A 24511-nucleotide genomic window follows, 5' to 3' on the forward strand; every position below is an offset into this window, starting at 1 on the left:
GGTGCATGTCTAACAGTGTCATGAGCGTGGTTATCCTTGCCGCTGGCAAAGGAACACGTATGTATTCCGATCTACCAAAAGTGCTTCATACGCTCGCTGGCAAGCCGATGGTTCAGCATGTGATTGATGCGGCTATGGAAACGGGTGCCAAACAGGTGCATTTGGTCTACGGACACGGTGGCGATTTACTGAAAGACAGGTTAACCAACCCGGATTTGAATTGGGTTCTGCAAGCGGAACAACTCGGCACCGGGAACGCCATGCAGCAGGCGGCGCCGTTTTTTGCTGATGATGAAGATATTCTGATGCTGTACGGTGATGTTCCTTTGATATCAACCGCCACGCTGGCGCGCTTGCTAGCGGATAAGCCACAGGGCGGCATTGCGCTTCTGACGGTGAAACTGGACGACCCCACCGGTTATGGCCGCATTGTGCGCGATGATAACGGGTCTGTGGTCGGGATTGTCGAGCACAAGGACGCGACGGAACAGCAGCGTCAGATTAACGAAATCAACACCGGCATTCTGGCAGCAAACGGTCAGGATCTGAAACGCTGGCTGAGCCAGTTAAACAATAACAACGCGCAAGGCGAGTATTACATCACTGACATTATCGCTATGGCTGCTTCAGAAGGCCGCCGTGTTGAAGCTGTACATCCTGATAATCTGAGCGAAGTGGAAGGGGTTAATAACCGTCTGCAACTGGCGACGCTGGAACGTGTCTATCAGCGGGAACAGGCCAATAAGTTGCTGCTGGCGGGCGTCATGTTATTCGATCCCTCTCGTTTTGATCTGCGTGGGACATTAACCCACGGACGTGATGTGAGTATTGATGCTAATGTGATCATTGAAGGCCAGGTCTCATTAGGGAATCGGGTTGAGATTGGTGCGGGCTGTATCATCAAAGACAGCGTGATCGGTGATGACTGTGTCCTCAGCCCGTACACCGTGTTAGAAAATGCGGTTTTGGACGCTGAGTGTACGGTAGGGCCCTTTGCGCGCCTGCGACCGGGGGCCGAGCTGGCACAGGGTGCACACGTTGGCAATTTTGTTGAGTTGAAAAAGGCGCGTTTGGGCAAAGGTTCCAAAGCAGGCCATTTGACCTATCTTGGCGATGCGGAAATTGGTGATTATGTGAATATTGGTGCAGGCACCATCACCTGTAATTATGACGGTGCCAACAAGCACAAAACCGTGATTGGCGATCGGGTGTTTGTCGGCTCTGACAGTCAACTGGTGGCCCCTGTGATCGTAGCCAGTGGCGTGACCATCGGTGCTGGCACCACGGTAACGCTCGATGTGGAAGAGAATGCACTGGTGATAAGCCGGGTGAAACAGCGTCATATTTCAGGTTGGGCGCGGCCCGTTAAGAAAAAATAAGTGATGTCGCCTCCCATTTCGTGGAGGCGGTTTTGCACAGTGTTTTAGGCTAAAGCACTCCGCAAAACATAATAATCCCCAACTCTCTACAAGGCTCGGGGACGCCGGAAAAACCGGCACGATCAGGTCTAAGACGTCGAAAGTGACACAATATGTCACGCGTATAGGAATACACATCCATGTGTGGAATTGTAGGCGCAGTTGCGCAACGCGATATTTCTGAAATTCTGTTAGAAGGGCTTCGCCGCCTTGAGTACCGTGGTTATGACTCTGCGGGGTTGGCGGTGGTTGACGCAGAGGAACACGTTGCCCGCGTACGTCGCTTGGGTAAGGTGCAGATGCTGGCGCAAGCGGTGGAAGAGCATCCGCTGGCGGGCGGTACGGGCATTGCTCATACCCGTTGGGCAACGCACGGTGAGCCATCAGAAGAGAATGCGCACCCGCACGTCTCCGGCCCTATTATCATCGTTCACAACGGCATTATCGAAAACCATGAACCGCTGCGTGAAACGCTGATCGGGCGTGGCTATCGCTTTGTTTCCGAAACCGATACCGAAGTGGTTGCGCACCTGGTGCACTGGGAACAGCAACAAACCGGCGGCGCGCTGGTTGACGTGGTAAAACGCGTTATCCCTCAACTGCGTGGCGCTTACGGCATGGTAGTGATGGACAGTCGCGATCCGAGCGTGCTGGTGGCTGCTCGTTCTGGGAGCCCGCTGGTAATTGGCCGTGGTATCGGTGAAAACTTCCTTGCGTCTGACCAACTGGCTCTGTTGCCAGTGACCCGCCGCTTTATGTTCCTGGAAGAAGGCGACGTGGCCGAAGTGACGCGCCGCACTGTGCGCATTTTCAACCGTTCGGGCGAACTGGTTGAACGCGAAGAGATTGAATCCAAAGTCAATTATGACGCGGGTGACAAAGGCGCTTACCGCCACTACATGCACAAAGAGATTTACGAACAGCCGTTGGCGATCAAAAACACCCTGGAAGGGCGTTTTAGCCACGGTGAAGTGAATCTGTCTGAACTGGGTCCAAAAGCGGATGAACTGCTGGCTAAAGTGCAGCATATTCAGATTATTGCCTGCGGTACGTCCTACAACTCAGGCATGGTATCGCGTTATTGGTTTGAAGCACTGGCGGGTATGCCCTGTGATGTGGAAATCGCCTCTGAATTCCGCTATCGCAAACCGGCGGTGCGCGCCAATAGCCTTATGATCACCCTCTCTCAGTCCGGTGAAACGGCGGATACGCTGGCAGCACTGCGCTTGTCCAAAGAGCTGGGGTATCTGGGATCGCTGGCTATTTGTAACGTGGCAGGATCATCGCTGGTTCGTGAATCCGATTTGGTGCTGATGACCAAAGCCGGTACGGAAATTGGCGTGGCGTCCACCAAGGCGTTTACCACCCAGTTAACGGTGTTGCTGATGCTGGTGGCGCGTATTGGCCGTCTGCGCGGTATGGATGCCCAGATTGAGCACGATATTGTCCACGGTCTGCAAGCGCTGCCTGCGCGTATTGAGCAGATGCTGTCACAGGACAAGCTGATTGAGTCTCTGGCAGAAGGTTTCTCTGATAAGCACCATGCGTTGTTTCTGGGACGCGGCGATCAGTACCCTATCGCAATGGAAGGAGCGCTGAAGCTTAAAGAGATCTCCTACATCCATGCAGAAGCGTATGCGGCGGGTGAGTTGAAGCACGGCCCGCTGGCGTTGATTGATGCGGATATGCCTGTTGTGGTGGTTGCGCCCAACAATGAGATGTTGGAAAAATTGAAATCCAACATCGAAGAAGTGCGCGCACGCGGCGGTGAGCTCTATGTGTTTGCCGACGAAGAAGCGGGCTTTACCAGCAGCGAAAACATGCGCATCATTCCGCTGCCGCATGTGGAAGACGTGATTGCCCCAATCTTCTACACCGTGCCGTTGCAGTTGCTCTCCTACCACGTGGCCCTGATCAAAGGCACTGACGTTGACCAACCGCGTAACCTGGCGAAATCGGTGACGGTAGAGTAACTGCTAATCTGATTGATTTGTAGATAAAAATACCGGGCAGAAAGTGCCCGGTATTGGCTTGTACTAATCAGAAACACGCTGCTAAATTCTTCTCCAAAGTGTTGGAGCCTGCGGTGGTCTCCAGGTTATTGCGTGTGCTATATGCTGTTGAATGCATATGTAATTAAGCCCGTCATAGGACACCCGATCCCCTACTAAATACTGTACACCCACTTGCCATGGACGGAACGGCGGAAGTGGTGCCGCGCCGCTTAATAAATTATCAACCTCTGTGAGCGCTGCAGCCACATTGGGTCTAACGCCGATCCCCTGCCCTTCTGCTTGTCGTGAACCACTGCGTTCTATTACTTGTAGCATATCTCGAGCATTAAATATTACGCGATAAGTCGCTCTGGCGTAGGACTGTATTACTGCCATTGCTCCAGTCAATAGTGCTGTTGCGGCACCGGTTCCAGAAAGTCCTGCCGTGTAGGTGCGTAAGGGAACGGGGGAGATTTTGTAAACTACCGAAACCCGTTGTCGTTACGCTATCTCCCCAAGAGTTAGCACTGAGATACAAATTGAAGTTGGTGTTAGGCTGTATCCCTTAATTACATAACCTCTGGTAAAACAGGCGGATGTAGCCCAGTTTCAACATTGCCAGATAATTCCTCGCCGTTTTGTCGTAACGTGTCGCAATGCGACGGTATTCTTTCAGACGGCCAAAGCACCGTTCAACAACGTTCCGATTGCGGTAGGCGTCACGATCGAGCTTTGAACGACCATCCACCGCCATTTTTTCAGTGGATTTCCGGGGGATAACAGTTTTTATACCTCTGTTTTTCAGCTCGTTACGTAATACATGCCCGGAGTACGCCTTGTCAGCGAGTACCGCATGACCACGGCGTTTCATACTGCCGTTATGGCGTTGAACACCAATACCGTCCAAAAGACGTAGTGCAAACTGACTTTCATGAGCCTGACCGGGGCTCAACACGATGTTTAACGGAAGACCACTTCCGTCTGTAGCCATATGGATTTTGGTGCCAAAACCACCTCGAGAGCGACCCAGACCATTATCTCCGGTGATATCGGGATGTTTTTTTGAGCACCGGCAGCACATTTCAGCGCCCTGATATTGCTACCATCCAGCGCAGTCGCTGACCAGTCCACGAGGCCATGGGCATCAAGTGATGAAAGTAACTTATTGAAAATAAGGTTAATGACTCCCGATTTTGACCATCGGTTAAAGCGGTTATAAACGGTTTTCCATGGGCCGTATCGCTCAGGTAAATCACGCCATGGGGCACCAGAGCACAGCCCCAGAACATGCCATTGATAATCATGCGATGCTCAGCCCATGGGCGTCCGGCCTGTGGTGTTGCTGGTTCAGCAGGGAGTAAGGGCTGGATGATAGCCCATGCTTCATCGGGAAGGTCGTAGCGAGCCATAGTTCAAAATGATGTAGAAAAAAGTTATTATAACTCATGGGGTTAAGGGACACAGCCTAGTCTTCAGAGGCTTTCTTGTTGTCATGCTTTATCGGTATGATGCCAACTGATATCGATTAATGCGTCCCGGAAACCGCCGGGAAAGTGAGAAGGGTAGGTCATTACATGTCACAGCCCATTTTTATGGTTGGGGCCAGAGGATGCGGTAAAACCACGGTCGGCAATGCGTTGGCGCGTGCGTTAGGTTACCAGTTTGCCGATACCGATCTGTTTATGCAGCAAACCAGCAAAATGAGCGTGGCAGAGGTGGTTGCCAATGAAGGGTGGCACGGTTTTCGCCAGCGAGAAAGCGTCGCTCTGCAACAAGTGACACAGTCGCGCTGTGTCATTGCCACTGGCGGAGGTATGGTGCTTTCACCGCAAAACCGTCAGTTTATGCGCTCGCAGGGGATCGTCATCTATCTGTTTGCCTCTGCGACGCTATTGGGCGATCGTCTGGAAGCCTGCCCTGAAGCGCATCAACGCCCCACCTTAACGGGACGCCCAATTGTTGACGAGATGGCTGACGTGCTGGCGGCGCGTGAGACGCTGTACCGTGATGTGGCACACCATGTGGTCGCTGCCTCTGCAACACCAGATGTTATCGTGACTGATATCCTGCAAATGTTACGTGTTTCTGCCGCCTCATAAGCGGTTTTCGTCTGTTATTTCTTTCTTCTCGTTTCTGACCACAGGAGCTGTACTTATGTTGAATGTTAATGAATATTTTTCTGGAAAAGTGAAATCTATCGGTTTTGACAGTGACTCCATCGGCCGTGCCAGCGTGGGCGTAATGGAAGCGGGAGAGTACACCTTTGGTACTGGGCAGCCGGAAGAGATGACCGTGGTGAGCGGTGCGTTGACGGTAAAACTGCCGGGCAGCGATGAATGGCAAGTGTTCGGACCCGGTGCCGTATTTTCTGTGCCGGGCAACAGTGAGTTCTACCTGCAAGTGGCTGAACCGACCTCTTATCTGTGCAAATACCTCTGATTTATTGCCCCTGCATGCAGGGGCAACCTCACCTCGCCAACGGCATCAAAGCACCTTCATCTTGAAAAAACGTCCATAGTCAGGTTTTTATTCGGTCGCAGTGTCGTGCACCCTCGGCGTCGAAGAAACGCTTGTGGTGACCTATTGAAATTATCACCCTGTGCGCCAGGCCACTCATTGGCTGGGTAAACAGCGAATAACTCGCTCAATATTCATATCTTTTTCTTATATCTATTAATAAGCACACTATCCCGGTGATATCATTTTATTTGATGAAATAAAATGATTTTTTATGCCAATCTGGTAATGAACCATGAAGTGCATGTCTTAATGTGTATTAGTCGCGACTTGCTCTGACACTGGACCTTGAAAGGTTGAGAGTTACCGGTTTTGATATGGGTGTCGAATCCTTATACAAAACACGAGGTAACTCTCATGCTTCATACTAACAATCCCATCATCAAACACAAAGCCGGCCTGCTCAATCTCGCCGAAGAACTCGGTAACGTATCAAAAGCCTGTAAAATCATGGGGGTGTCACGCGACACGTTTTATCGCTATCAGGAACTGGCGGCAGAAGGCGGTATTGACGCTCTGGTTAACCAAAACCGCCGGGTTCCCAACCTGAAAAACCGTGCTGATGAAGCCACTGAACGTGCGGTTGTTGATTACGCCATTGAGTTCCCGGCTCATGGCCAGCACCGGACCAGTAATGAGCTGCGTAAAAAAGGCGTCTTCATTTCTGGCAGCGGTGTGCGCTCCATCTGGCAACGACACGATCTGGAAAACTTTCGTAAGCGCCTGAAGGCACTTGAGGAAAAAGTTGCCAGAGAAGGCATCGTACTTACTGATGCTCAAATCGCTGCACTGGAGAAGAAGGCGCACGACGACGAAGCCTGTGGTGAAATAGAGACTGCTCACCCGGGTTATCTGGGGTCGCAGGACACCTTCTACGTGGGTAATCTGAAAGGTGTTGGCCGTATCTACCAGCAGACGTTCGTGGATACGTACTCGAAAGTGGCGCACTGCAAGCTTTACACGAGTAAAGCACCGATCTCTGCCGCCGACCTGCTCAATGATCGCGTGCTGCCGTTCTACGAAGCTCAGGGGCATATCGTTATACACATCTTTTGGCCATTTTTTGAACAGGATGCTCAGAACCCCGTGAATTAAGGCATTCAAGCCATCCCATTGGCTTTTTGAGGTTCAAAATGCTACTCTGAGATAAACCCGTAACTCATTGATTAAACAGTGCGTTAGAAAGATGTGTATAACGATATGGCTCAGGGGCTGCCAATGCTAAGAATACTGACGGACAGGGGGACGGAGTACTGCGGTAAAGTGGAACAACATGACTATCAGCTGTACTTGGCTATCAACGATATAGACCATACGAAAACGAAAGCGATGTCTCCGCAGACAAACGGTATCTGCGAGCGCTTCCATAAAACTATTTTGCAGGATTTTTATCAGGTTGCGTTCCGTAAGACGTTATACGAGGACCTAGAAAGTCTACAAAAGGATCTGGACAACTGGTTGTGGCATTACAATAATGAGCGAACTCATCAGGGTAAAATGTGCTGCGGGCGTACGCCAATGGCCACGTTACTTGATGGTAAACGAGTCTGGGCAGAAAAAAATCTGAACCAGATTTAATCTGACAGACACCTGTATAAATAACCGGTAACTGTCAGATCAGGTCTGAGCTAATACATGCGCGCTAACCTGCGCCAGTTTCTGCAACCGTTGTTGCGCGCCCGACACGAGGCGCTCAATTGCCGCTGCCTCGTGGCTTCAGGCTTTTCGCGAGAAATCACGCCGCTACGCGGTGCCTTCGGCGTTCGTGTCCGCCGCTCGGGCTGTTCCCGACGCGTTCCAGACGCGGCGGGAACTTTCGCCGCATCCCTGCGACTCACCCGGCGATCACGCCCGCCTCAGCGTGATTCTTTACGCGAGCAAAAGACCAAACCACATCTTCTGCATCGGCTTTTGGCGTTACCTTTAAACACACTACCAGGATCGTTACTGGGTTAGCGCCTTGGTAATTTTCTCAAAATCCTCAAACGAACAGAAACCTTTATCGTTGCTCGGGCACTCGCTAAGCGTTAGCGTCACACGCTGCGGGGGATTGGCGCGGTTAAGCGGTGCCAGCGTAGCAAGCTGTTCAGTCGATTGATACACGTATTCCACTTTCAACAGTGCCTTGTTACTGGTGTTATCACGCCAGCGTTGGAACACGACTTTGCCGCCGATCGGCGTGGTTTCCAATTGGTGCGGCAGATGGTACGGTTTCACGCCCAGTGCGGAGAACAGCGATGCAACGTTTGAATCGTGACCGACCAGGAAGGTGAATTTGGGCTGTTGCTCGCCAAACGAACCGGCCAACGCTTTGACCAGATTGGCCGAGACGGCTTTGGCAACCACCGGGGCGCTAAACACTACGCTGTTGTAGTACTCTTTGATCGACACCAAATCAGCCAGTTGCTTCTCATCTTTGATGCGTCCCCAGCCGATCTTGTTAATCGGAGTGCCTTCGTAGTATTGCAGGATAAAGGCATCAGCAATTGAGGTGCCGGTTCTCAGCGGGCCAACCACACCTGGCTCTTTGCCAGCCTCAATCTTCACGTCAGTTTCCTGTGCCATCAGGTCGCACTGTTTATCCTGCTTGCAGTTGGCGGAATCCTTGTAGCGAATGATCTCCGCCATCTGTTGGTATACCGGTTTCAGCCGCTCATTAAGCCCTTTCACCCCACCTTCACCGGCTTTTTGATTAATGGAATCGATGGCCTGTTGTTTAAACGTGGTGCTGTCGTTGTGGATGATCGGGTTAAAGGTGGCATCCATCGTGCCCAATTTTTCTTTGTGCACTACCGGCACCAGACAACCGGGGAACGCACCCACTGCGAAATATTGTGCGGTGGAGATGGTGCGTTGCAGACTGTTGGCATAGAACGAGACGTCTTTATCCGTCGGGCAGGTATCGGCGGCCAGTAGGCGGTTATCCACCAACCATTCGCTAAAATAGTGGCCGAAATAGGCTTCCAATACGCCACCGCGCGTGGTCAGGTAGCTGCTGGGGGTATCCCACTGTGGCCAGGCATCCGGCGTGACCTTGCCCAGTGCGCTACTTGGGCTGGCTAATGGGGCGCGTAGGCCGTGACGACTAAATACCACGACCTGTTCGAGCGTGTAGCCATCCTGCGCGGCGGCGGGGAAAGTGAGCGCTGCGAGCAGTAACAGCGGGAGACAAAACAGGGCTTTTCGTTGTAAAGACATGGTGATGCTCCTGGTGAGTGAATGACACATTCGCACATGACACGCATAACGGATGCGTGAAAATGCGATCTTTCTCATCATGGCTCTTTTTTCGCATAACGAAAAAATATTTTATTACAGAAAGGTGACGATTGACTTACCTTACTGAAACAGTAGCATCTCTCTCACATTGGCGTGCGCTGTGCCGTAATGCCTGTTTTCTTTGTCTCGAGGTGGTATTCGTATGGAACAGTTTGAGAGTCTCTGCATTGAGCAAGCCTATGAGCGCTGGCAGAAACACGGCGTGATGGTGGATATCCGCGATGCGCAAAGTTACGCCACCGGACATGTGCCGCAGGCGGTGCACCTGACGAATGAAACGCTGTCTGATTTTGTGCGTGAAGCAGAACTCGATCAGCCGGTGATGGTGATGTGCTATCACGGCATTAGCAGCCGTAATGCGGCACAGTACCTGTTGAGCCTGGGGTTTGAGACGGTATACAGCGTGGATGGCGGTTATGAAGCCTGGCAGCGTGATTTTCCACAGGATGTGGCGGCAGCGTCGGACAACGCGTGAAGTTGAACATCCCGACGCAATGACGCGTCGGGATAGGGCAAGGTTATTCCGCGGCCTGAAGCGGTTTTTTCACAAAGAAGCCGTAGCTGATGGCCCCCAGCATTAATAGGAAGGCACCAAACAGGAAGACGTTGGTGAAGTTGCCCGTTGCATCAAGAATAATGCCGGTGACGATCGGCGCACTGGCAGCGCCGAGGAATCCGCCGAAGTTCTGGATGGCACCCAGAGAAGCCACCTGCGATTTCGGTGCGATATCTGTTGCCAATGTCCAGATAACCCCAGACGGCATCTGAGAACAGAAGTAGCCCAGTGACAGCAGCGCGATACACAGCGTGGTGTCGTGCACGAAGGGGATCGGTGCCACGAAGCAGGCGGCCAGTGCTGCACCGCACACGATCGGGATTTTACGTGCGGTAATGGTGTTAGTGCCGCGACGAATCAATCGGTCGGAAATCACGCCACCCACCAACACGCCCATGATCCCGGCAAAGAACGGGATGGAGGCCACCCAGCCGGTTTTCATCAGGCTGAAGCCGAGCGATCTCTCCAGATAACTTGGCAACCAGGTCAGGTACACCCAAATGGTGAACATGATGGAGAAGTTCCCCAGAATCATGAACCAGGTGGTTTTGTGTTTAAACAGAGAGCCCCAGCTTGCTTTGGGTTGATTCGCTTGTTGCGCCTCAGCGGCTTCCGCTTCGCCGTGGATCTGCACTTCTTCTGCTGGCGTCGGGTTACGGTACAGCTTCAGCCACACTAGCAGAATCGGGATACCAGCCAAACCAATGGCGATAAACATGCCGCGCCAGCCCAGCGTTAACAACAGGATGGTCAGGATTGGCGGTGCAACGGCTTTGGCGATCTGTGAGCCAGTATTGATGATGGCGGTGGGAAGCCCGCGTTCATTGCTGGGGAAACAACGATGGGTGATCTTGATGCCGGAGGTAAAAAACGGTGATTCAGAGATGCCCAGCATCATGCGCAGGCCATAGAACATCGAATAGCCGTTAACGAAACCCGCGAGAATGGTGAACCCTGACCACAGGCCGAGCGCCCAGGAAAACATTTTTTTTTGGCCCGAATTTATCGACCAGCCAGCCTGCAGGCAGGTTGGCGAGCGCATAGGGCCACAAAAAGGCCGAAAGCAGCAGGCCCATCTGGGTGGCGCTAAAGCCGAACTCTTTGGAAATCGTGGTGTTGGCGATGCTGAGGTTGGCGCGGTCGAGGTAGTTCACCACGGCGGCGATCAGCAACACCAGAATAATACTCCAACGCAAACGGGATATTTTTTGCATTGGTGGTGTAACAGCAGCAGGTTGAGATAACGATATTGTCTCTTTCATTTTATTTATTTTCCGTGAGCAGGCTGAGAGGAATCTGCGAATAAACGATTCGCCGTGAGTCTGGCTGTAAGGACGTTGTTGTAGGATGCAGGGCGTGCTGTTCTTGCGCCCAATCACGTTGGTCACATACGATCATGCTGAAAATCCCCTGGTTTTTTTATTTTTCGTAGCGGGAATCACGAGGTGTTCCCGCTCGTTGTTGTTATTTTTTATTGCGCAATTTTTTTCTGATAATGCGCGGTGCCGTGGCGAATCTGATCGAGGATCACGGTCAATCCCCAGAATTTCTCCAGCACGTCATCCTTGTTTACCCGGCAGTGAATGCTGTCAAAGGTGCCGCGGCGTTGATGGTAAATTTTGGCGTTTTTCGGATAGCCCAGCGTTTCAGTAACGGCAGACAGTGACAGGAAATCGGCCAGTTCATCTGCCAGCGCTGGGTTTTCCTGATGGTGGTGATACAGCCACACGTACAGTTCTGGGTGGAAGTTGGTGAACACGCCGCTAAAACCGCGCGAACCCGCTTTCATTGCCGGGAAGGCAATGGCGGCATTGGCGTTGATGATATTAAGCGGGGTGTCCTGCACCAGTTTGACGCGGTGGGTTACGGTCACCTCGTTATACACAAGTCCGCAACGCCTTATATGCCAAGGGTTAGCGGGCTGAAATAGGCAGCCAGTGGGGTTGTAAATGAAGTGAAACCGACGTGTACTATCGCCATTTACGGCGCTGAAAAATGACACGGGATTCAGATGGCTGGGCACACCAAGAACTGGAAGGGGTAAATCTTGGTGACACGAGGCTCAATAAGCGTGCCAAAGGGCTTTTGATACGGCTGGCTGAGAATCCGCAAGCCAGCATTCCGCATGCGTGCCTCGGATGGTCTGAGACGCTGGGTGCTTACCGCTTCATGGAGAACCAAGCATTCGAATGGCGAGACATTCTGCAACCTCACTGGCAGCGTACGCAGGAAAGGATCCGAGAACACGAGGTTGTGCTGTGTATCCAAGACACTACCGAGCTTGACTTCAACGGGCAGCAAATCAAAGGCTTGGGTCCCTTGAACTACGAAGCCAGGCGTGGTCTGTACCTGCATCCGACCTACGCGGTCAGTCCGGATCGCGTGGGGTTGGGCGTACTGGATGCGTGGATGTGGGCAAGAGAGCCGAAGGATGCAGACGGAAAACGCGATGGGATCAAGGAGAGTACGCGCTGGCTCGAGGGATACGAGCGAGTTGCTGAACTCGCCTCGGAGTTGCCAAACACACGTCTGGTGTACTTAGCCGATCGCGAAGCGGATATCAAGGCGTTGATGCAGCTCGCTGATGACCTTGGCACTCCGGCTGACTGGTTGATCCGCTCGACTCATAATCGCAGTCTGGACTGTAATGAGAAGCTTTGGCAGAAGGTTGGAAAGACCGTGCCGGTGGGAGAAATCCAATTCGTTATGGCGGCTCGCGCGGGGCAGAAGGCGCGTACGGTGAAACAGGCGCTGCGCGTGAAGCGAGTGTCGCTGCGTTGCGGGTTGGCAGTGACTTGTGTGATAGCCAAGGAAATTGAGCCGCCAGCAGGCGTGAAGCCGGTCGAGTGGCGGTTGCTGAGCAATCGCGTACCTGAAGGACGAGAAGATATCGTGGAGCTGATCGACTGGTATCGGGCTAGATGGGAAATCGAGATGTTCTTCAATGTGCTGAAGAACGGCTGCTGTGTCGAAGCGTTACAGTTATCGACCGTGGATCGCATTGAGCGGGCATTGGCGCTGTTCATGATCGTGGCATGGCGCATCGCCTATTTAATGCGTATGGGACGAACCTGTCCAGAGCTAGACGCAATGTTGTTCTTTGATTCCGACGAGACTCATGGCGCTTACCTACTGATGAACAAGCGTATGCCCAAGGGCCGCCCTAAGCTAAACGAAGTATTGCGCTTAGTTGCGCAACTCGGAGGCTTTCTTGCTCGAAAAGGCGACGGTGAACCAGGCGCAAAAACTATCTGGAAAGGCTTGCAGAAAGTCATGACGGCCGCCGAAACGCTACGCGCGCTCAGGCACGAACAGAGATGTGTATAACGAGGTGGGTTACGGTGTCAAAATCGCAGCTTACGTCTTTCAGTACCACGAAACGGCCGGTGTGTAGTGGCACACTGATACTGGCCACCTGATCGGAGGTGATATGCTCACCTCATCAACACGACAGGTGACCTCATGGGTAAACATTTTACGGCGGAATTTAAGCTCGAAGCCGCAAAGCTGGTTGTCGACCACGGCTACACATACGTTAAGGCCGCAGAGGCGGTTAATGTCAGCCATTCTGCCATTAGTCGCTGGGTCAATAAGCTTCGCCTTGAACGACAGGGAAAAACGCCAACGGGACTTCCTCTTACCCCTGAACAGCTCGAGCTGCGTGAGATGAAGAAAAAAGTCCAATGCCTTGAAATGGAGAACGAAATCCTAAAAAAGGCTACGGCGCTCTTAATGTCGGACTCACTCAACGGTTCACGGTAGTCGACAGGCTGAGGGCGCGATACCCGGTCACGGCGTTGTGCCAAACTTTTGAGGTACATCGCAGCAGCTACAGGCACTGGCAGGCTTCCGCTAATGAACCCGACGGTGAGCGCGTGGTTAAGTGTAGTCGCGTCATGGAAGCCTGGAACGCCAGCGGCGGCTCTGCCGGCGCTCGAAGTATCGCGACCATCGTCACCGGCAGCTCTGGTGTCAAAATGGGGCGCTGGCTGGCTGGCAAGCTGATGAAGGAGCTGGGTATCGCCAGCTGCCAGCGACCGGCTCACAAATACAAACGCGGCGGCAATGAACACGTTGAAATACCGAACTATCTCAACCGCCAGTTCGCGGTTACCGCGCCGGATCAGGTCTGGTGCGGCGATGTGACCTACATCTGGACGGGCAAATGCTGGGCTTACCTTGCGGTGGTGCTAGATCTGTTCGCCCGCAAACCGGTGGGCTGGGCCATGTCGACGTCGCCGGACTCGGCGCTGACAGTTAAAGCGTTGCAGATGGCCTGGGAACTCCGGGGACAACCAACAGGAGTCATGTTCCACAGCGACCAGGGCAGCCACTATACCAGCCGTCAATACCGGCAAGCCCTGTGGCGCTGCCGGATAAAGCAGAGTATGAGTCGGCGGGGTAACTGCTGGGATAATGCGCCAATGGAGCGGTTCTTCCGCAGCCTGAAGACAGAATGGGTGCCGACAAAGGGTTACAACAGCTTCAGCGAAGCCCAGGACGCGATTATCCGCTACATCACGGGGTATTACAGCGCTATCCGGCCTCACTGGTATAACGGCGGCTTAACTCCAAACGAATCTGAGCGACTGTTCTACATACAGTCTAATGCGGTGGCCAATATTAGTTGACCACTACAGTGTTAGCACAGTAAGTTAGCTCTTCGTCACTCAGCAGGCGACGATATGGCGCCGGGCACTCATACAGACCCAACGGCAGCGATTCCGGCAGTGCATCCAGAAGACTGTTCAGCGTACTGAAGAAGGTGTCACTGCCGGTTTTCTGCGGATCGAGGTGGTTAGTCACCAGCACCAGAGCATCAATGCCGGTTTGCGCCATGGCAGACAGCTCTTCGATTTGTGCACCGAGGTCGTCACTGATGTGACCTGAGGCGATCACTGGCACGCGGCCTTTCGCATGATCGACAACGAAACGGGCCACCGCCACGCGTTCTTCCTGCGTCAGGAATTGCATTTCACTGGACTGGCATACGGCAAACAGCGCATCGACCTTGTTTTCCAGATACCAGTCAATCAGGTTGGCCAGGCCGGGATAGTCTACGTCGTTCTGTTCGGTGAACGGTGTAAGCATGACAGGGACGATACCATCGATTTTTTTCATTTTTTATTTCTCCGAATACAGACTGTGCGGGCGCAGACCCGCAGGCATTAACGTTGTGATAAACGTGCGATAACCTGTTGATGTTCTGGCATGTTTGAGGCACCTTCCCGCTCGACCGCTAGGGAAGCAAAGGCGGAGGCATAGGTAGCGGCCTGCACCATGCTTTGTCCGTTGGCCAGTGCGGCGGCAAAGGCACCGTTAAAGGCATCCCCTGCGCCGGTGGTATCCACACCGAGCGCCGGAAAGGCCGGAATGTGTTGGAACTGGTGGCCGTCATACAGCAGCGCACCGCGCGATCCCATGGTAATGATGACGCGCTTGGCACCCATACATGCGATTTTCAGCGCGGCTTCTTTGGTGCTGTCAAAATCCTGAATGTCGATACCCGATAGCAGTGACGCTTCTGTTTCGTTAGGCGTGATCACGTCCAGATAATCCAGATAGGGCAGTATCTCGCTGGAGTAGGGAGCCGGATTGAGGATCACTTTTTTGCCCAGCGCATGCGCCAGCTTGATGACGTTCAGGGTGGCGGAAAAGTTATTCTCCAACTGCACCAACAGCACGTCTGACGTGGTTAATTCAGGTGCGATGGCAGCCACTTCATCATCGGTGATGGTCTGGTTGGCACCGGGATAAATGGCGATCATGTTCTCGCCGTTTTGCTGTGAGACATAAATGATGGCGTTGCCAGTGGGCTCCGTATCGGATTGATACAGTTTGAACGCGTGAATATCCGATGACGACAGATGGTCGTAGGCAAACTGGCTGAACTGATCGGTGCCTACCTTGGTGACAAAATAGACCTGTGAACCTGCCCGACTGGCGGCCATCGCCTGATTGGCTCCTTTACCGCCGGGGCCGAGGGCGCTGCCCTGCGCCATGATCGATTCGCCGCCTTTGGGAAAACGTGCCACCTTGGCGACGATATCGACGTTGAACGATCCTAAAATACACACCTTGCCGTTCATCTTGTTTCCTTTCTGTTTGCTGGTTTGATGCCGGGTCTGCTTTTCCAGTCGCTTGAGCAGCACTTCAAAATTTTCACTGCGGGGAGCAATCAACTCAGACTGCAAACTGCGCCGCATAATAATTGCACCGCCGTAGCAGCGCTGAACCAGATTCAAGCGCGCCAACTCGTTCAGGTCGCTGCGGATCGTCTCTTTGCTCACGGCAAATGCGGTGGCCAGATAATCAACACTGGCACGTTCGTGTTTGGTTAAATAAGCCATAATTTGATTACGTCTTTCTTCCAGGAACATGGTCACCTCGCTGCTGGATATGAGCCTAAAGGAGCGGCTATGGTTAAAAAGTGACTATTGTCATAGGATAATGGGCAAAACGGAAGCAAACGGAAGTGTGTATGTGGGTGATGTATAGGCTTTGTTGAATAAATAGAAAGTTTGGTTAATCATCGGATCAGATCACCATAGTTGTTTCAACATCAGGTCTCCATGGCAAAACAAAATTTTAAAATCACTAACTGTCCCTCCTATAACAAGGCCCTCAAGCAGCGCGGTTCTCTAACCGTATGGCTAGATGAATCAGCCATTGCTGCATGGACGGAAAAAACGACTACTGAACGGCGTGGACGACCGCTCCACTACTCAGATTGTAGTGGTCAACTAATATTGGCCACCGCATTAGACTGTATGTAGAACAGTCGCTCAGATTCGTTTGGAGTTAAGCCGCCGTTATACCAGTGAGGCCGGATAGCGCTGTAATACCCCGTGATGTAGCGGATAATCGCGTCCTGGGCTTCGCTGAAGCTGTTGTAACCCTTTGTCGGCACCCATTCTGTCTTCAGGCTGCGGAAGAACCGCTCCATTGGCGCATTATCCCAGCAGTTACCCCGCCGACTCATACTCTGCTTTATCCGGCAGCGCCACAGGGCTTGCCGGTATTGACGGCTGGTATAGTGGCTGCCCTGGTCGCTGTGGAACATGACTCCTGTTGGTTGTCCCCGGAGTTCCCAGGCCATCTGCAACGCTTTAACTGTCAGCGCCGAGTCCGGCGACGTCGACATGGCCCAGCCCACCGGTTTGCGGGCGAACAGATCTAGCACCACCGCAAGGTAAGCCCAGCATTTGCCCGTCCAGATGTAGGTCACATCGCCGCACCAGACCTGATCCGGCGCGGTAACCGCGAACTGGCGGTTGAGATAGTTCGGTATTTCAACGTGTTCATTGCCGCCGCGTTTGTATTTGTGAGCCGGTCGCTGGCAGCTGGCGATACCCAGCTCCTTCATCAGCTTGCCAGCCAGCCAGCGCCCCATTTTGACACCGGAGCTGCCGGTGACGATGGTCGCGATACTTCGAGCGCCGGCAGAGCCGCCGCTGGCGTTCCAGGCTTCCATGACGCGACTACACTTAACCACGCGCTCACCGTCGGGTTCATTAGCGGAAGCCTGCCAGTGCCTGTAGCTGCTGCGATGTACCTCAAAAGTTTGGCACAACGCCGTGACCGGGTATCGCGCCCTCAGCCTGTCGACTACCGTGAACCGTTGAGTGAGTCCGACATTAAGAGCGCCGTAGCCTTTTTTAGGATTTCGTTCTCCATTTCAAGGCATTGGACTTTTTTCTTCATCTCACGCAGCTCGAGCTGTTCAGGGGTAAGAGGAAGTCCCGTTGGCGTTTTTCCCTGTCGTTCAAGGCGAAGCTTATTGACCCAGCGACTAATGGCAGAATGGCTGACATTAACCGCCTCTGCGGCCTTAACGTATGTGTAGCCGTGGTCGACAACCAGCTTTGCGGCTTCGAGCTTAAATTCCGCCGTAAAATGTTTACCCATGAGGTCACCTGTCGTGTTGATGAGGTGAGCATATCACCTCCGATCAGGTGGCCAGTATCAGTGTGCCACTACAAACGCAGCAACCGGGACTATCCTTCAGTTTCTCTCCCCGACGGTGATTGTTACCTGGTTTGCGCTGACGCGGAAAAAGCTGCCGGGCGTTTTTGTGTGTGCCGCGATACTCACCTCGCTGGCGGGCACTTTTTTGCTGGTGACGCACGGTAATCCGACGTCGCTGTCGATCTCGCCTGCGGCGCTGATCTGGGGGATTGCCTCCGCCTTTGCTGCCGCTTTCTATTCCACTTACTCCTCGGGCCTGATATCCCGACACGGCACGCTGCTGGTAGTGGGGTGGAGCATGTTTATTGCAGGGGTATCGATGATGCCGTTCTTCCTGCTGCCGGAGGCGAATATAACGGTTAACGGCCTGGGGCTGTTTGCCTTCTTCTATCTGATTATCGTGGGCACTGCCGTGACGTTTAGCCTGTACCTCAAGGGCGCATCGCTGATTGGCGGACAGAAGGCCAGCATTCTTAGCTGCGCGGAGCCGCTGACCAGTGCGGTGCTATCCTTGTTGCTGTTGGGCATTACTTTTACGCTGCCGGATTGGCTTGGCACGCTGCTTATCCTTTCATCCGTGCTGCTGATTGCCATGGATGCCAAGGGGAAGCTACACGGTTAATCTGAGGGGAATCAGCTATGAAACATGAACATGTTGGTGACGTTATCCTCGATGCATCCTCGATTGCTCAAGGTGTCAGTCAGGTTGCCGCGCAACTTAATCAGGACTTTGATGAGGCTGTTGTCATTACGGTAGTGCCGGGCGGTATACTCTACACGGCGGACCTGACCAGACAGTTAACCTTTGATATCAATATGGATTATATTTCCTGTCCACATACGCCGGGAGACAGGAATAATCATTCCCCTATCGTGTTCCATAATAATATCGACATCAGTAACCGCCATGTCATCCTCATTGATGATGCGATTGAGTCAGGTGGGACAATGAAGCGTCTGGTTAACCATATCTCCGAGCACTTCACGCCAAAATCGATCTCTGTGGCCGTTTTGTTTGTCAAACCGGGTCGCGTTGATATCCCTGTTAAGCAATATTTTGCGTATGAAATGGACAACGATGATTTACTGATTGGCTATGGTATGCCGTGGGAGAATAAGTACAGAAATCTCCCTTACGTCGCCAAATTGAAGCGTTAAGCGCCTGTCAGTAACGATCAAACCGATCATGTTGGTACACCAGACCTACTTATGCTGGGCAACGTTCAACGCCTGCGAACACGCCCAAGCGGAACTCCACGCCCACTGGAAGTTATAGCCGCCCAGCCAGCCGGTAACGTCCACCACTTCGCCGATAAAATAGAGGCCTGGCACTTTACTGGCCTCCAGGGTTTTTGACGATAACTCACGCGTATCCACACCGCCGAGGGTGACTTCTGCGGTGCGATAGCCTTCCGTACCGTTGGGTTGCACTTGCCAGGCGTGCAGATTTTCAATGAGCGCTGCGATCTGTGAGGATTGCAGCTGCTTCAGTGAAACCTCGGGCTCTATCCCCAAGGTTTGCAGGCACTCGACCAAGCGTTTCGGCAGCCACAGCGCCAGCGTATTTTTCAGGCTTTGATTGGGGTGTGCTGCACGTTGCTCGGCAAGCAGTACGTTAAGATCGTGCTGTGGCAACAGATTGATTGTCACCATTTCGCCCGGTAGCCAATAGCTAGACAGTTGCAAAATGGCCGGGCCAGAAAGGCCACGATGGGTAAACAGCAGACTCTCTTTAAAACTGACACCGTTTTTCGCGGTCACCACTACAGGTACGGAAACGCCGGACAGCGTCTGTATCTGCTCCAGCAGCGGTTTATGTAGGGTAAACGGTACTAGCGCAGCGCGTGTGGGCAGTACCTTAAAGCCAAACTGTTGTGCGACCTGATAACCGAAGGGGGATGCGCCTAGCCCCGGCATGGAAAGCCCCCCGCTGGCAATCACTACCTGTGGAACCGTGAGCGTGCCATTGGCGAAGGTGAGGGTGAACGCTGAGCCCGCCCGTTCAATACGCTGGAGTTCACTACGTAGACGAAACTGTACGTTGCCGAGTTCGCACTCGCGCATCAGCATGTCCACAATCTGCTGCGCGCTGTCATCACAGAACAACTGCCCAAGGGTTTTCTCGTGATAGGCAATACCGTGCCGATTGACCAGATCGATAAAATCCCACTGGGTGTAACGCGCCAGCGCGGATTTGCAAAAATGCGGGTTTTCAGACAGATAAGTTGCTGGCTCGGCGTACATATTGGTGAAATTGTAGCGACCGCCGCCCGACATCAATATTTTGCGACCGGGTTTTTTACCGTTATCCACCAGCAGAACGCGCAGTCCGCGTTGTCCGGCCTGGGCGGCGCAAAACAGACCAGCAGCACCTGCACCCACAATGACAACATCAAACGATTCCACAGTGCGCTCTCCTGCCAATGGCGATATAAAAAGTTAGCATTTTCCCCGATAACCTACGGGCGGCTGATTGTAGTGTCAGGCGCGAAGGGATGCCAGCGTAACAAAATGTATATTTATACAAGAATATGTATTTTTTTGATTTTATTAAGATAAATCCGACCAATAGCCGAATTGGTCATCTTTTCGTCAAAAAAAAGTCATATTTTCCTTTTCCCGTTTAGGCTTGTCGCAGATAATGCGCCGCGTTCATGACCACAAATGGCCTAACGCTTATGCTACATTTATTTACCGGGGTTGATTTTCATACCGGTCTGATGCTGATTTTGGCACTGGTATTTGTTCTGTTCTATGAAGCCATAAACGGCTTTCACGATACGGCGAATGCTGTTGCCACCGTTATATATACGCGCGCGATGCGGGCGGAATATGCGGTTGTCATGGCCGGACTGTTTAACTTTTTCGGCGTGATGCTAGGCGGGTTGAGCGTGGCTTATGCCATCGTGCATTTGCTGCCTACTGATTTGCTGCTTAACGTCAGTTCCGCGCACGGTCTGGCCATGGTGTTCTCCATGCTGCTGGCGGCGATTATCTGGAACCTGGGCACCTGGTACTTCGGTTTGCCAGCCTCCAGTTCCCACACCTTGATTGGTTCTATCATCGGGATTGGTTTGACCAACGCCCTGCTCACCGACACTTCTGTCGTGGATGCACTCAATGTTCCCAAAATGATCAGTATCTTCCTGTCACTGATTCTCTCTCCCATTGTGGGGATGGTGGTCGCGGGTCTGATGCTGTTCGTGCTGCTGCGTTTCTGGAACAACAATAAGAAACGCAAACGCGTTCACTTGACGCCAGCCGATCGTGAAAAGCTGGATGGCAAACGCAAGCCGCCGTTCTGGACGCGTACAGCGCTGATCATTTCCGCTATCGGTGTTAGTTTCTCCCACGGCGCGAACGACGGCCAGAAAGGTATCGGCCTGATCATGCTGGTACTGATTGGCGTTGCGCCTGCCGGCTTTGTCGTCAACATGAGCGCTTCCGGCTATGAAATCAGCCGCACGCGTGATGCCGTCGTCAATTTGCAGGAGTTCTATCAACAGCATGGCGATACGCTCAAACACGTCATCGACCTCTCTACGCCGGTGCCGGCGACAGAAACTGTGCTGCCTGCTAATGGTGTTAAAGAGTTCCACTGCGACAGTTCGCGCGTAATGATCGCCATCGAACGTTCACTGGGTCTGCTGAATAACCTGAAGAGTTATGACCAGTTGAATGCCGAGGATCGCGGTCGTGTGCGTCGCTTGTTGATGTGCATCGCGGATACCATGGACAAGGTAGCGAAGCTGCCGGAAACCACGTCTGAAGATCGCCGCTACCTGAACAATCTGCGTCAGGATATGTTGAAAACCGTCGAATATGCGCCGTTATGGATTATCGTTGCTGTCGCATTGGCGCTCTCACTGGGCACCATGGTGGGCTGGCGTCGTGTCGCGGTAACTATCGGCGAGAAGATCGGTAAACGAGGCATGACCTACGCACAAGGGGTGTCTGCACAGGTGACGGCGGCGCTGTCAATTGGTGTGGCGAGCTATACCGGTATGCCGGTGTCCACCACCCATGTTCTTTCCTCTGCGGTTGCGGGCAGCATGATCGTTGATGGTGGCGGCGTACAGGGCAAAACGGTTAAGAACATCCTGCTGGCATGGGTGTTTACGCTGCCGGTCTCTCTGGTGATGTCCGGCGTGCTGTATTGGTTGGCGCTGAAACTGATTTAATCCGTCAGGGTTGAAACTGCACGCAATAAAAAGGCGATTCGAGAGAATCGCCTTTTATCTTTGTCGGTTACACATTGTTAAATACCCAATCGATCAATACCACATCAACATGGACACCAGACTTACCAGGATGAGTCCTCACAGTGCGGAGGTCAGCATAAACTGGCCTCGTACTCGCTCACAGCGGCGCATAAACTCTTCATCGTGGTGTTCCAGATAGCGTTGTGCGTAAATGTAGCGAACCAGCCGAATCTGCTTACTGGGCTGTCCGTGGGAAGTGAAAAATCCTCCGCCATCCACATACTGGTACAACAGCGGGTCGCAATCGCGCAGGATCATCAGCAGTACGCGCAAAGAAGAATAATAGCGCGCCATGTTGATGACACAGACGATGCACAAGGCCCAGAAAAGCGCAAATGTACTGATCATGCTCCCCTCCCGGATAATGTTATTCGTCAGAACGAGGATGTGGTGAACATCCTACAGTGTTTCTGCGAATCGTTTTGCCACACGTTCATTACGCGATTTTATTAAGCGGGCGAAGAAAGGGTAAATCGCCCTTATCTTTTGCTCTACCGGGCAGTATGCAGTACGGTAATCGAGAGACCTCAAGCACCGCAATGGAACACCGCTCGACTCACCCTGAAATGAGAGGTTCAGCAGCCGAATGGCACGTCGATATCCCCCTCATTGTTATTGTAGAAGAGGAAAACAGATTTTTGCCACAGAGTGACCGATATCAAATAATTTTGACGATTTTCCCTACTCTTTTTTCTGGTTTTGTAGCAGATCGTCGGGAATCCAGACGTGATAAGGAGCCGTTTCTACTACACTTATCAAGGAGTACAAGAATTTTACGGTCAGATCGCCGTTCCTGTGAGCCGTTGTGCAGTAATCACTTGCACGGAGCACGGGCGCTGTGCGGGTCATCTCGCAGAATGTGGTAAATATGCGGTGGTGTGATCTGCTGAACATAACAAAAATCGGCAGGGGTGGTATTCTATAGCCAAGCCGTTAAGTATCAGATTAGCAGGCGGAAAAATCTGCTGAACCATTAATGTGCCTTTACGGAAGGAGCTTATTATGGCTTATAAACATATCCTGATTGCTGTTGACCTTTCTCCAGAAAGTAAAGTGTTAGTGGAAAAGGCGGTCTCGATGGCAAGGCCGTACAATGCCAAAGTCTCGTTGATCCACGTCGACGTCAATTACTCCGATCTGTACACCGGCCTGATTGATGTGAATCTGGGCGACATGCAGCAGCGTATTTCTGAAGAAACGCAAAACGCGTTGACCGATCTCTCTAAAAACGCCGGTTATCCGATCACGGAAACCTTGAGTGGCAGTGGCGATCTGGGGCAGGTTTTGGTGGATGCTATCAAGAAATATGATGCTGACCTGGTGTTATGCGGGCACCATCAGGATTTTTGGAGCAAGCTGATGTCTTCCGCGCGTCAACTGATCAACACCGTGCATGTGGACATGCTGATCGTTCCGTTGCGTGATGACGAAGAGTAACATCCTCGTTCTCTTCCTCTCCCCGGTTAAGGCCGGGGAGCCTTTTTAGCTAGTGCATTTTTTTGCAAATTGACCGATTTTTTAGTCGATCGCATTTTTTTACCTCCCCTCTGTTAACCGCTTTTTTGTGCACTGAATTGCACTTTCTTTTGTTATATAACAGAAACTTATGATAAATTTTTATCATTTTTTATGTGAGGATAAGTGCCTATCTCATTGGTTTTTAAGAATATAAAACGTTAAAAAACGCTTACTTGAATATCCACCAGCAGTGCTATAGTCGAAGCGGCACAACATCATTCAACCGCGATCCCACAGGCTTTTAACGTGCATAACTTTCACCGTTTTCACGCGGCCAGGCACTTTGCTGCGCGTGAAAGGGTGCGAGATAACACAGTCCACCGGACGCTTTCTCTTTTTTGCAGGAGTTGGTAATGGCTCAATTAGTCTCTCTGGAAAGTTTTCTCAATCAGGTTCAGCAGCGCGACCCGCATCAGTCGGAGTTTTCTCAGGCGGTCAGGGAAGTTTTCTCTACCCTGTGGCCGTTTCTGGAATAGAATCCGCGCTATGCAGAGCAAAGCCTGCTGGAACGTCTGGTCGAGCCAGAGCGTGTTATCCAGTTTCGCGTTGCCTGGACGGATGACAAAGGTCAGGTGCAGGTCAACCGCGCTTGGCGCGTGCAGTTCAGTTCCGCCATCGGTCCGTATAAAGGCGGGATGCGTTTCCACCCTTCGGTGAACCTCTCCATTCTCAAATTCCTCGGTTTCGAGCAAACCTTTAAAAACTCGCTGACCACGCTGCCAATGGGCGGTGGTAAAGGCGGTTCCGATTTCGATCCCAAGGGTAAAAGCCATGGTGAAGTGATGCGCTTCTGTCAGGCGCTGATCGCGGAACTGTATCGCCATCTGGGGCCGGATACTGACGTACCTGCCGGAGACATCGGTGTGGGCGGTCGTGAAGTGGGTTTTATGACCGGGATGATGAAAAAGCTGACCAACAACACCGCGTGTGTGTTTACCGGTAAAGGACTCTCTTTTGGCGGCAGTCTAATTCGCCCGGAAGCGACAGGGTATGGGCTAA

General features: G+C 52.5%; 16 protein-coding genes and 9 pseudogenes. 15 read left to right on the forward strand and 10 right to left on the reverse strand.

The genetic code is table 11. The features are described from left to right. Nucleotides 1–5: 5 nt before the first annotated feature. A complete protein-coding gene (gene glmU, locus ACWWJF_RS03870) occupies nucleotides 6–1379 on the forward strand; it encodes a bifunctional UDP-N-acetylglucosamine diphosphorylase/glucosamine-1-phosphate N-acetyltransferase GlmU (RefSeq protein WP_455868728.1) in 1374 nt (457 codons plus the stop codon). Nucleotides 1380–1558: 179 nt separating this feature from the next. Then, nucleotides 1559–3391 carry a glutamine--fructose-6-phosphate transaminase (isomerizing) gene (gene glmS / locus ACWWJF_RS03875; RefSeq protein WP_455868729.1) on the forward strand — a complete coding sequence of 611 codons (1833 nt, stop codon included), beginning with the start codon at nucleotides 1559–1561 and terminating at the stop codon, nucleotides 3389–3391. An 81-nt stretch (nucleotides 3392–3472) separates the two neighbouring features. On the opposite strand, the gene ACWWJF_RS03880 is transcribed toward glmS, so the two are convergent. Continuing rightward, a complete protein-coding gene (locus ACWWJF_RS03880) occupies nucleotides 3473–3808 on the reverse strand; it encodes a carbohydrate-binding protein (RefSeq protein ID WP_455868730.1) in 336 nt (111 codons plus the stop codon). Between the two features lie 169 nt (nucleotides 3809–3977). After that, a pseudogene (locus tag ACWWJF_RS03885) lies at nucleotides 3978–4821 on the reverse strand (IS5 family transposase). Between the two features lie 165 nt (nucleotides 4822–4986). On the opposite strand from ACWWJF_RS03885, the gene aroL reads away from it, so the two are divergent. The 4 genes and pseudogenes from aroL to ACWWJF_RS03905 all read left to right on the forward strand — a co-directional run. Beyond that, on the forward strand, nucleotides 4987–5511 hold the full coding sequence (aroL, locus tag ACWWJF_RS03890) for a shikimate kinase AroL (protein WP_455868731.1): 525 nt from the start codon (nucleotides 4987–4989) through the stop codon (nucleotides 5509–5511). Between the two features lie 55 nt (nucleotides 5512–5566). After that, complete coding sequence (gene ppnP / locus ACWWJF_RS03895; protein ID WP_222158316.1) at nucleotides 5567–5851, forward strand: pyrimidine/purine nucleoside phosphorylase; 285 nt, start codon at nucleotides 5567–5569, stop codon at nucleotides 5849–5851. 435 nt (nucleotides 5852–6286) lie between these two features. Beyond that, nucleotides 6287–6952 (forward strand): annotated as a pseudogene (locus ACWWJF_RS03900) (helix-turn-helix domain-containing protein); the annotation flags it as partial. Between the two features lie 180 nt (nucleotides 6953–7132). Continuing rightward, nucleotides 7133–7507 (forward strand): annotated as a pseudogene (locus tag ACWWJF_RS03905) (integrase core domain-containing protein); the annotation flags it as partial. Between the two features lie 366 nt (nucleotides 7508–7873). On the opposite strand, the gene agp reads toward ACWWJF_RS03905, so the two are convergent. Further along, on the reverse strand, nucleotides 7874–9127 hold the full coding sequence (gene agp, locus ACWWJF_RS03910; protein WP_455870917.1) for a bifunctional glucose-1-phosphatase/inositol phosphatase: 1254 nt from the start codon (nucleotides 9125–9127) through the stop codon (nucleotides 7874–7876). 223 nt (nucleotides 9128–9350) lie between these two features. On the opposite strand from agp, the gene glpE reads away from it, so the two are divergent. Beyond that, nucleotides 9351–9683 carry a thiosulfate sulfurtransferase GlpE gene (gene glpE / locus ACWWJF_RS03915; protein WP_455868732.1) on the forward strand — a complete coding sequence of 111 codons (333 nt, stop codon included), beginning with the start codon at nucleotides 9351–9353 and terminating at the stop codon, nucleotides 9681–9683. A gap of 43 nt (nucleotides 9684–9726) precedes the next feature. Here the strand turns inward: glpE and ACWWJF_RS03920 are convergent. Both ACWWJF_RS03920 and ACWWJF_RS03925 read right to left on the reverse strand, forming a co-directional pair. Beyond that, nucleotides 9727–11026: pseudogene (locus ACWWJF_RS03920) on the reverse strand (MFS transporter). A 209-nt stretch (nucleotides 11027–11235) separates the two neighbouring features. Further along, a pseudogene (locus tag ACWWJF_RS03925) lies at nucleotides 11236–11634 on the reverse strand (dihydrodipicolinate synthase family protein); the annotation flags it as partial. Between the two features lie 125 nt (nucleotides 11635–11759). Here ACWWJF_RS03925 and ACWWJF_RS03930 point away from each other — a divergent pair. Further along, on the forward strand, nucleotides 11760–13091 hold the full coding sequence (locus ACWWJF_RS03930; protein ID WP_455868733.1) for an IS4 family transposase: 1332 nt from the start codon (nucleotides 11760–11762) through the stop codon (nucleotides 13089–13091). A 135-nt stretch (nucleotides 13092–13226) separates the two neighbouring features. Next, nucleotides 13227–14395 (forward strand): IS3 family transposase gene (locus ACWWJF_RS03935; RefSeq protein WP_455868400.1). Its coding sequence is split into 2 segments (ribosomal slippage): nucleotides 13227–13482 and nucleotides 13482–14395, totalling 1170 coding nucleotides; the frame shifts between segments, so codons are not numbered across the junction. Nucleotides 14396–14402: 7 nt separating this feature from the next. Here the strand turns inward: ACWWJF_RS03935 and ACWWJF_RS03940 are convergent. Together ACWWJF_RS03940 and rbsK are read right to left on the reverse strand one after the other, a co-directional pair. Continuing rightward, nucleotides 14403–14885, reverse strand: a pseudogene (locus ACWWJF_RS03940) (dihydrodipicolinate synthase family protein); the annotation flags it as partial. Between the two features lie 47 nt (nucleotides 14886–14932). Next, nucleotides 14933–16144, reverse strand: coding sequence for a ribokinase (gene rbsK / locus ACWWJF_RS03945; RefSeq protein ID WP_455868734.1), 1212 nt, complete (start codon nucleotides 16142–16144; stop codon nucleotides 14933–14935). Between the two features lie 192 nt (nucleotides 16145–16336). On the opposite strand from rbsK, the pseudogene ACWWJF_RS03950 reads away from it, so the two are divergent. Further along, nucleotides 16337–16516, forward strand: a pseudogene (locus ACWWJF_RS03950) (transposase); the annotation flags it as partial. Here the strand turns inward: ACWWJF_RS03950 and ACWWJF_RS03955 are convergent. Continuing rightward, nucleotides 16504–17672, reverse strand: a protein-coding gene (locus ACWWJF_RS03955; protein ID WP_455868400.1) for an IS3 family transposase whose coding sequence is annotated in 2 segments (ribosomal slippage) — nucleotides 16504–17417 and nucleotides 17417–17672 — 1170 coding nt in all. Because the reading frame shifts where the segments join, the coding sequence is not laid out codon by codon here. The pseudogene ACWWJF_RS03950 and the gene ACWWJF_RS03955 overlap by 13 nt on opposite strands. Nucleotides 17673–17742: 70 nt before the next feature. Between ACWWJF_RS03955 and ACWWJF_RS03960 the strand changes: the two are divergent. Together ACWWJF_RS03960 and ACWWJF_RS03965 are read left to right on the forward strand one after the other, a co-directional pair. Next, nucleotides 17743–18354, forward strand: a pseudogene (locus ACWWJF_RS03960) (EamA family transporter); the annotation flags it as partial. Nucleotides 18355–18371: 17 nt separating this feature from the next. Continuing rightward, a complete protein-coding gene (locus ACWWJF_RS03965; protein ID WP_455868735.1) occupies nucleotides 18372–18890 on the forward strand; it encodes a phosphoribosyltransferase in 519 nt (172 codons plus the stop codon). A 45-nt stretch (nucleotides 18891–18935) separates the two neighbouring features. On the opposite strand, the gene ACWWJF_RS03970 is transcribed toward ACWWJF_RS03965, so the two are convergent. Continuing rightward, complete coding sequence (locus ACWWJF_RS03970) at nucleotides 18936–20138, reverse strand: NAD(P)/FAD-dependent oxidoreductase (protein WP_455868736.1); 1203 nt, start codon at nucleotides 20136–20138, stop codon at nucleotides 18936–18938. 272 nt (nucleotides 20139–20410) lie between these two features. On the opposite strand from ACWWJF_RS03970, the gene pitA reads away from it, so the two are divergent. After that, nucleotides 20411–21913, forward strand: a complete 1503-nt coding sequence (gene pitA / locus ACWWJF_RS03975) for an inorganic phosphate transporter PitA (protein WP_455870918.1) — start codon at nucleotides 20411–20413, stop codon at nucleotides 21911–21913. 138 nt (nucleotides 21914–22051) lie between these two features. Here pitA and uspB read toward each other — a convergent pair whose 3' ends face one another. Continuing rightward, nucleotides 22052–22342, reverse strand: coding sequence for a universal stress protein UspB (uspB, locus tag ACWWJF_RS03980; protein WP_455868737.1), 291 nt, complete (start codon nucleotides 22340–22342; stop codon nucleotides 22052–22054). A 654-nt stretch (nucleotides 22343–22996) separates the two neighbouring features. Between uspB and uspA the strand changes: the two genes are divergently transcribed. Together uspA and ACWWJF_RS03990 are read left to right on the forward strand one after the other, a co-directional pair. After that, nucleotides 22997–23431 carry a universal stress protein UspA gene (gene uspA, locus ACWWJF_RS03985; RefSeq protein WP_252317672.1) on the forward strand — a complete coding sequence of 145 codons (435 nt, stop codon included), beginning with the start codon at nucleotides 22997–22999 and terminating at the stop codon, nucleotides 23429–23431. Between the two features lie 434 nt (nucleotides 23432–23865). After that, a pseudogene (locus tag ACWWJF_RS03990) lies at nucleotides 23866–24510 on the forward strand (Glu/Leu/Phe/Val dehydrogenase dimerization domain-containing protein); the annotation flags it as partial. Between the last annotated feature and the right edge of the window lies 1 nt (nucleotide 24511).

This window comes from Symbiopectobacterium sp. Eva_TO, from assembly GCF_053848865.1.

Bases quoted from the DNA above. Each gene is read 5' to 3' on its own strand.
- glmU (WP_455868728.1), top strand. From the start codon at position 6: ATGTCTAACAGTGTCATGAGCGTGGTTATCCTTGCCGCTGGCAAAGGA.
- glmS (WP_455868729.1), top strand. From the start codon at position 1,559: ATGTGTGGAATTGTAGGCGCAGTTGCGCAACGCGATATTTCTGAAATT.
- ACWWJF_RS03880 (WP_455868730.1), bottom strand. From the start codon at position 3,808: ATGGCAGTAATACAGTCCTACGCCAGAGCGACTTATCGCGTAATATTT.
- aroL (WP_455868731.1), top strand. From the start codon at position 4,987: ATGTCACAGCCCATTTTTATGGTTGGGGCCAGAGGATGCGGTAAAACC.
- ppnP (WP_222158316.1), top strand. From the start codon at position 5,567: ATGTTGAATGTTAATGAATATTTTTCTGGAAAAGTGAAATCTATCGGT.
- agp (WP_455870917.1), bottom strand. From the start codon at position 9,127: ATGTCTTTACAACGAAAAGCCCTGTTTTGTCTCCCGCTGTTACTGCTC.
- glpE (WP_455868732.1), top strand. From the start codon at position 9,351: ATGGAACAGTTTGAGAGTCTCTGCATTGAGCAAGCCTATGAGCGCTGG.
- ACWWJF_RS03930 (WP_455868733.1), top strand. From the start codon at position 11,760: ATGACACGGGATTCAGATGGCTGGGCACACCAAGAACTGGAAGGGGTA.
- rbsK (WP_455868734.1), bottom strand. From the start codon at position 16,144: ATGTTCCTGGAAGAAAGACGTAATCAAATTATGGCTTATTTAACCAAA.
- ACWWJF_RS03965 (WP_455868735.1), top strand. From the start codon at position 18,372: ATGAAACATGAACATGTTGGTGACGTTATCCTCGATGCATCCTCGATT.
- pitA (WP_455870918.1), top strand. From the start codon at position 20,411: ATGCTACATTTATTTACCGGGGTTGATTTTCATACCGGTCTGATGCTG.
- uspB (WP_455868737.1), bottom strand. From the start codon at position 22,342: ATGATCAGTACATTTGCGCTTTTCTGGGCCTTGTGCATCGTCTGTGTC.
- uspA (WP_252317672.1), top strand. From the start codon at position 22,997: ATGGCTTATAAACATATCCTGATTGCTGTTGACCTTTCTCCAGAAAGT.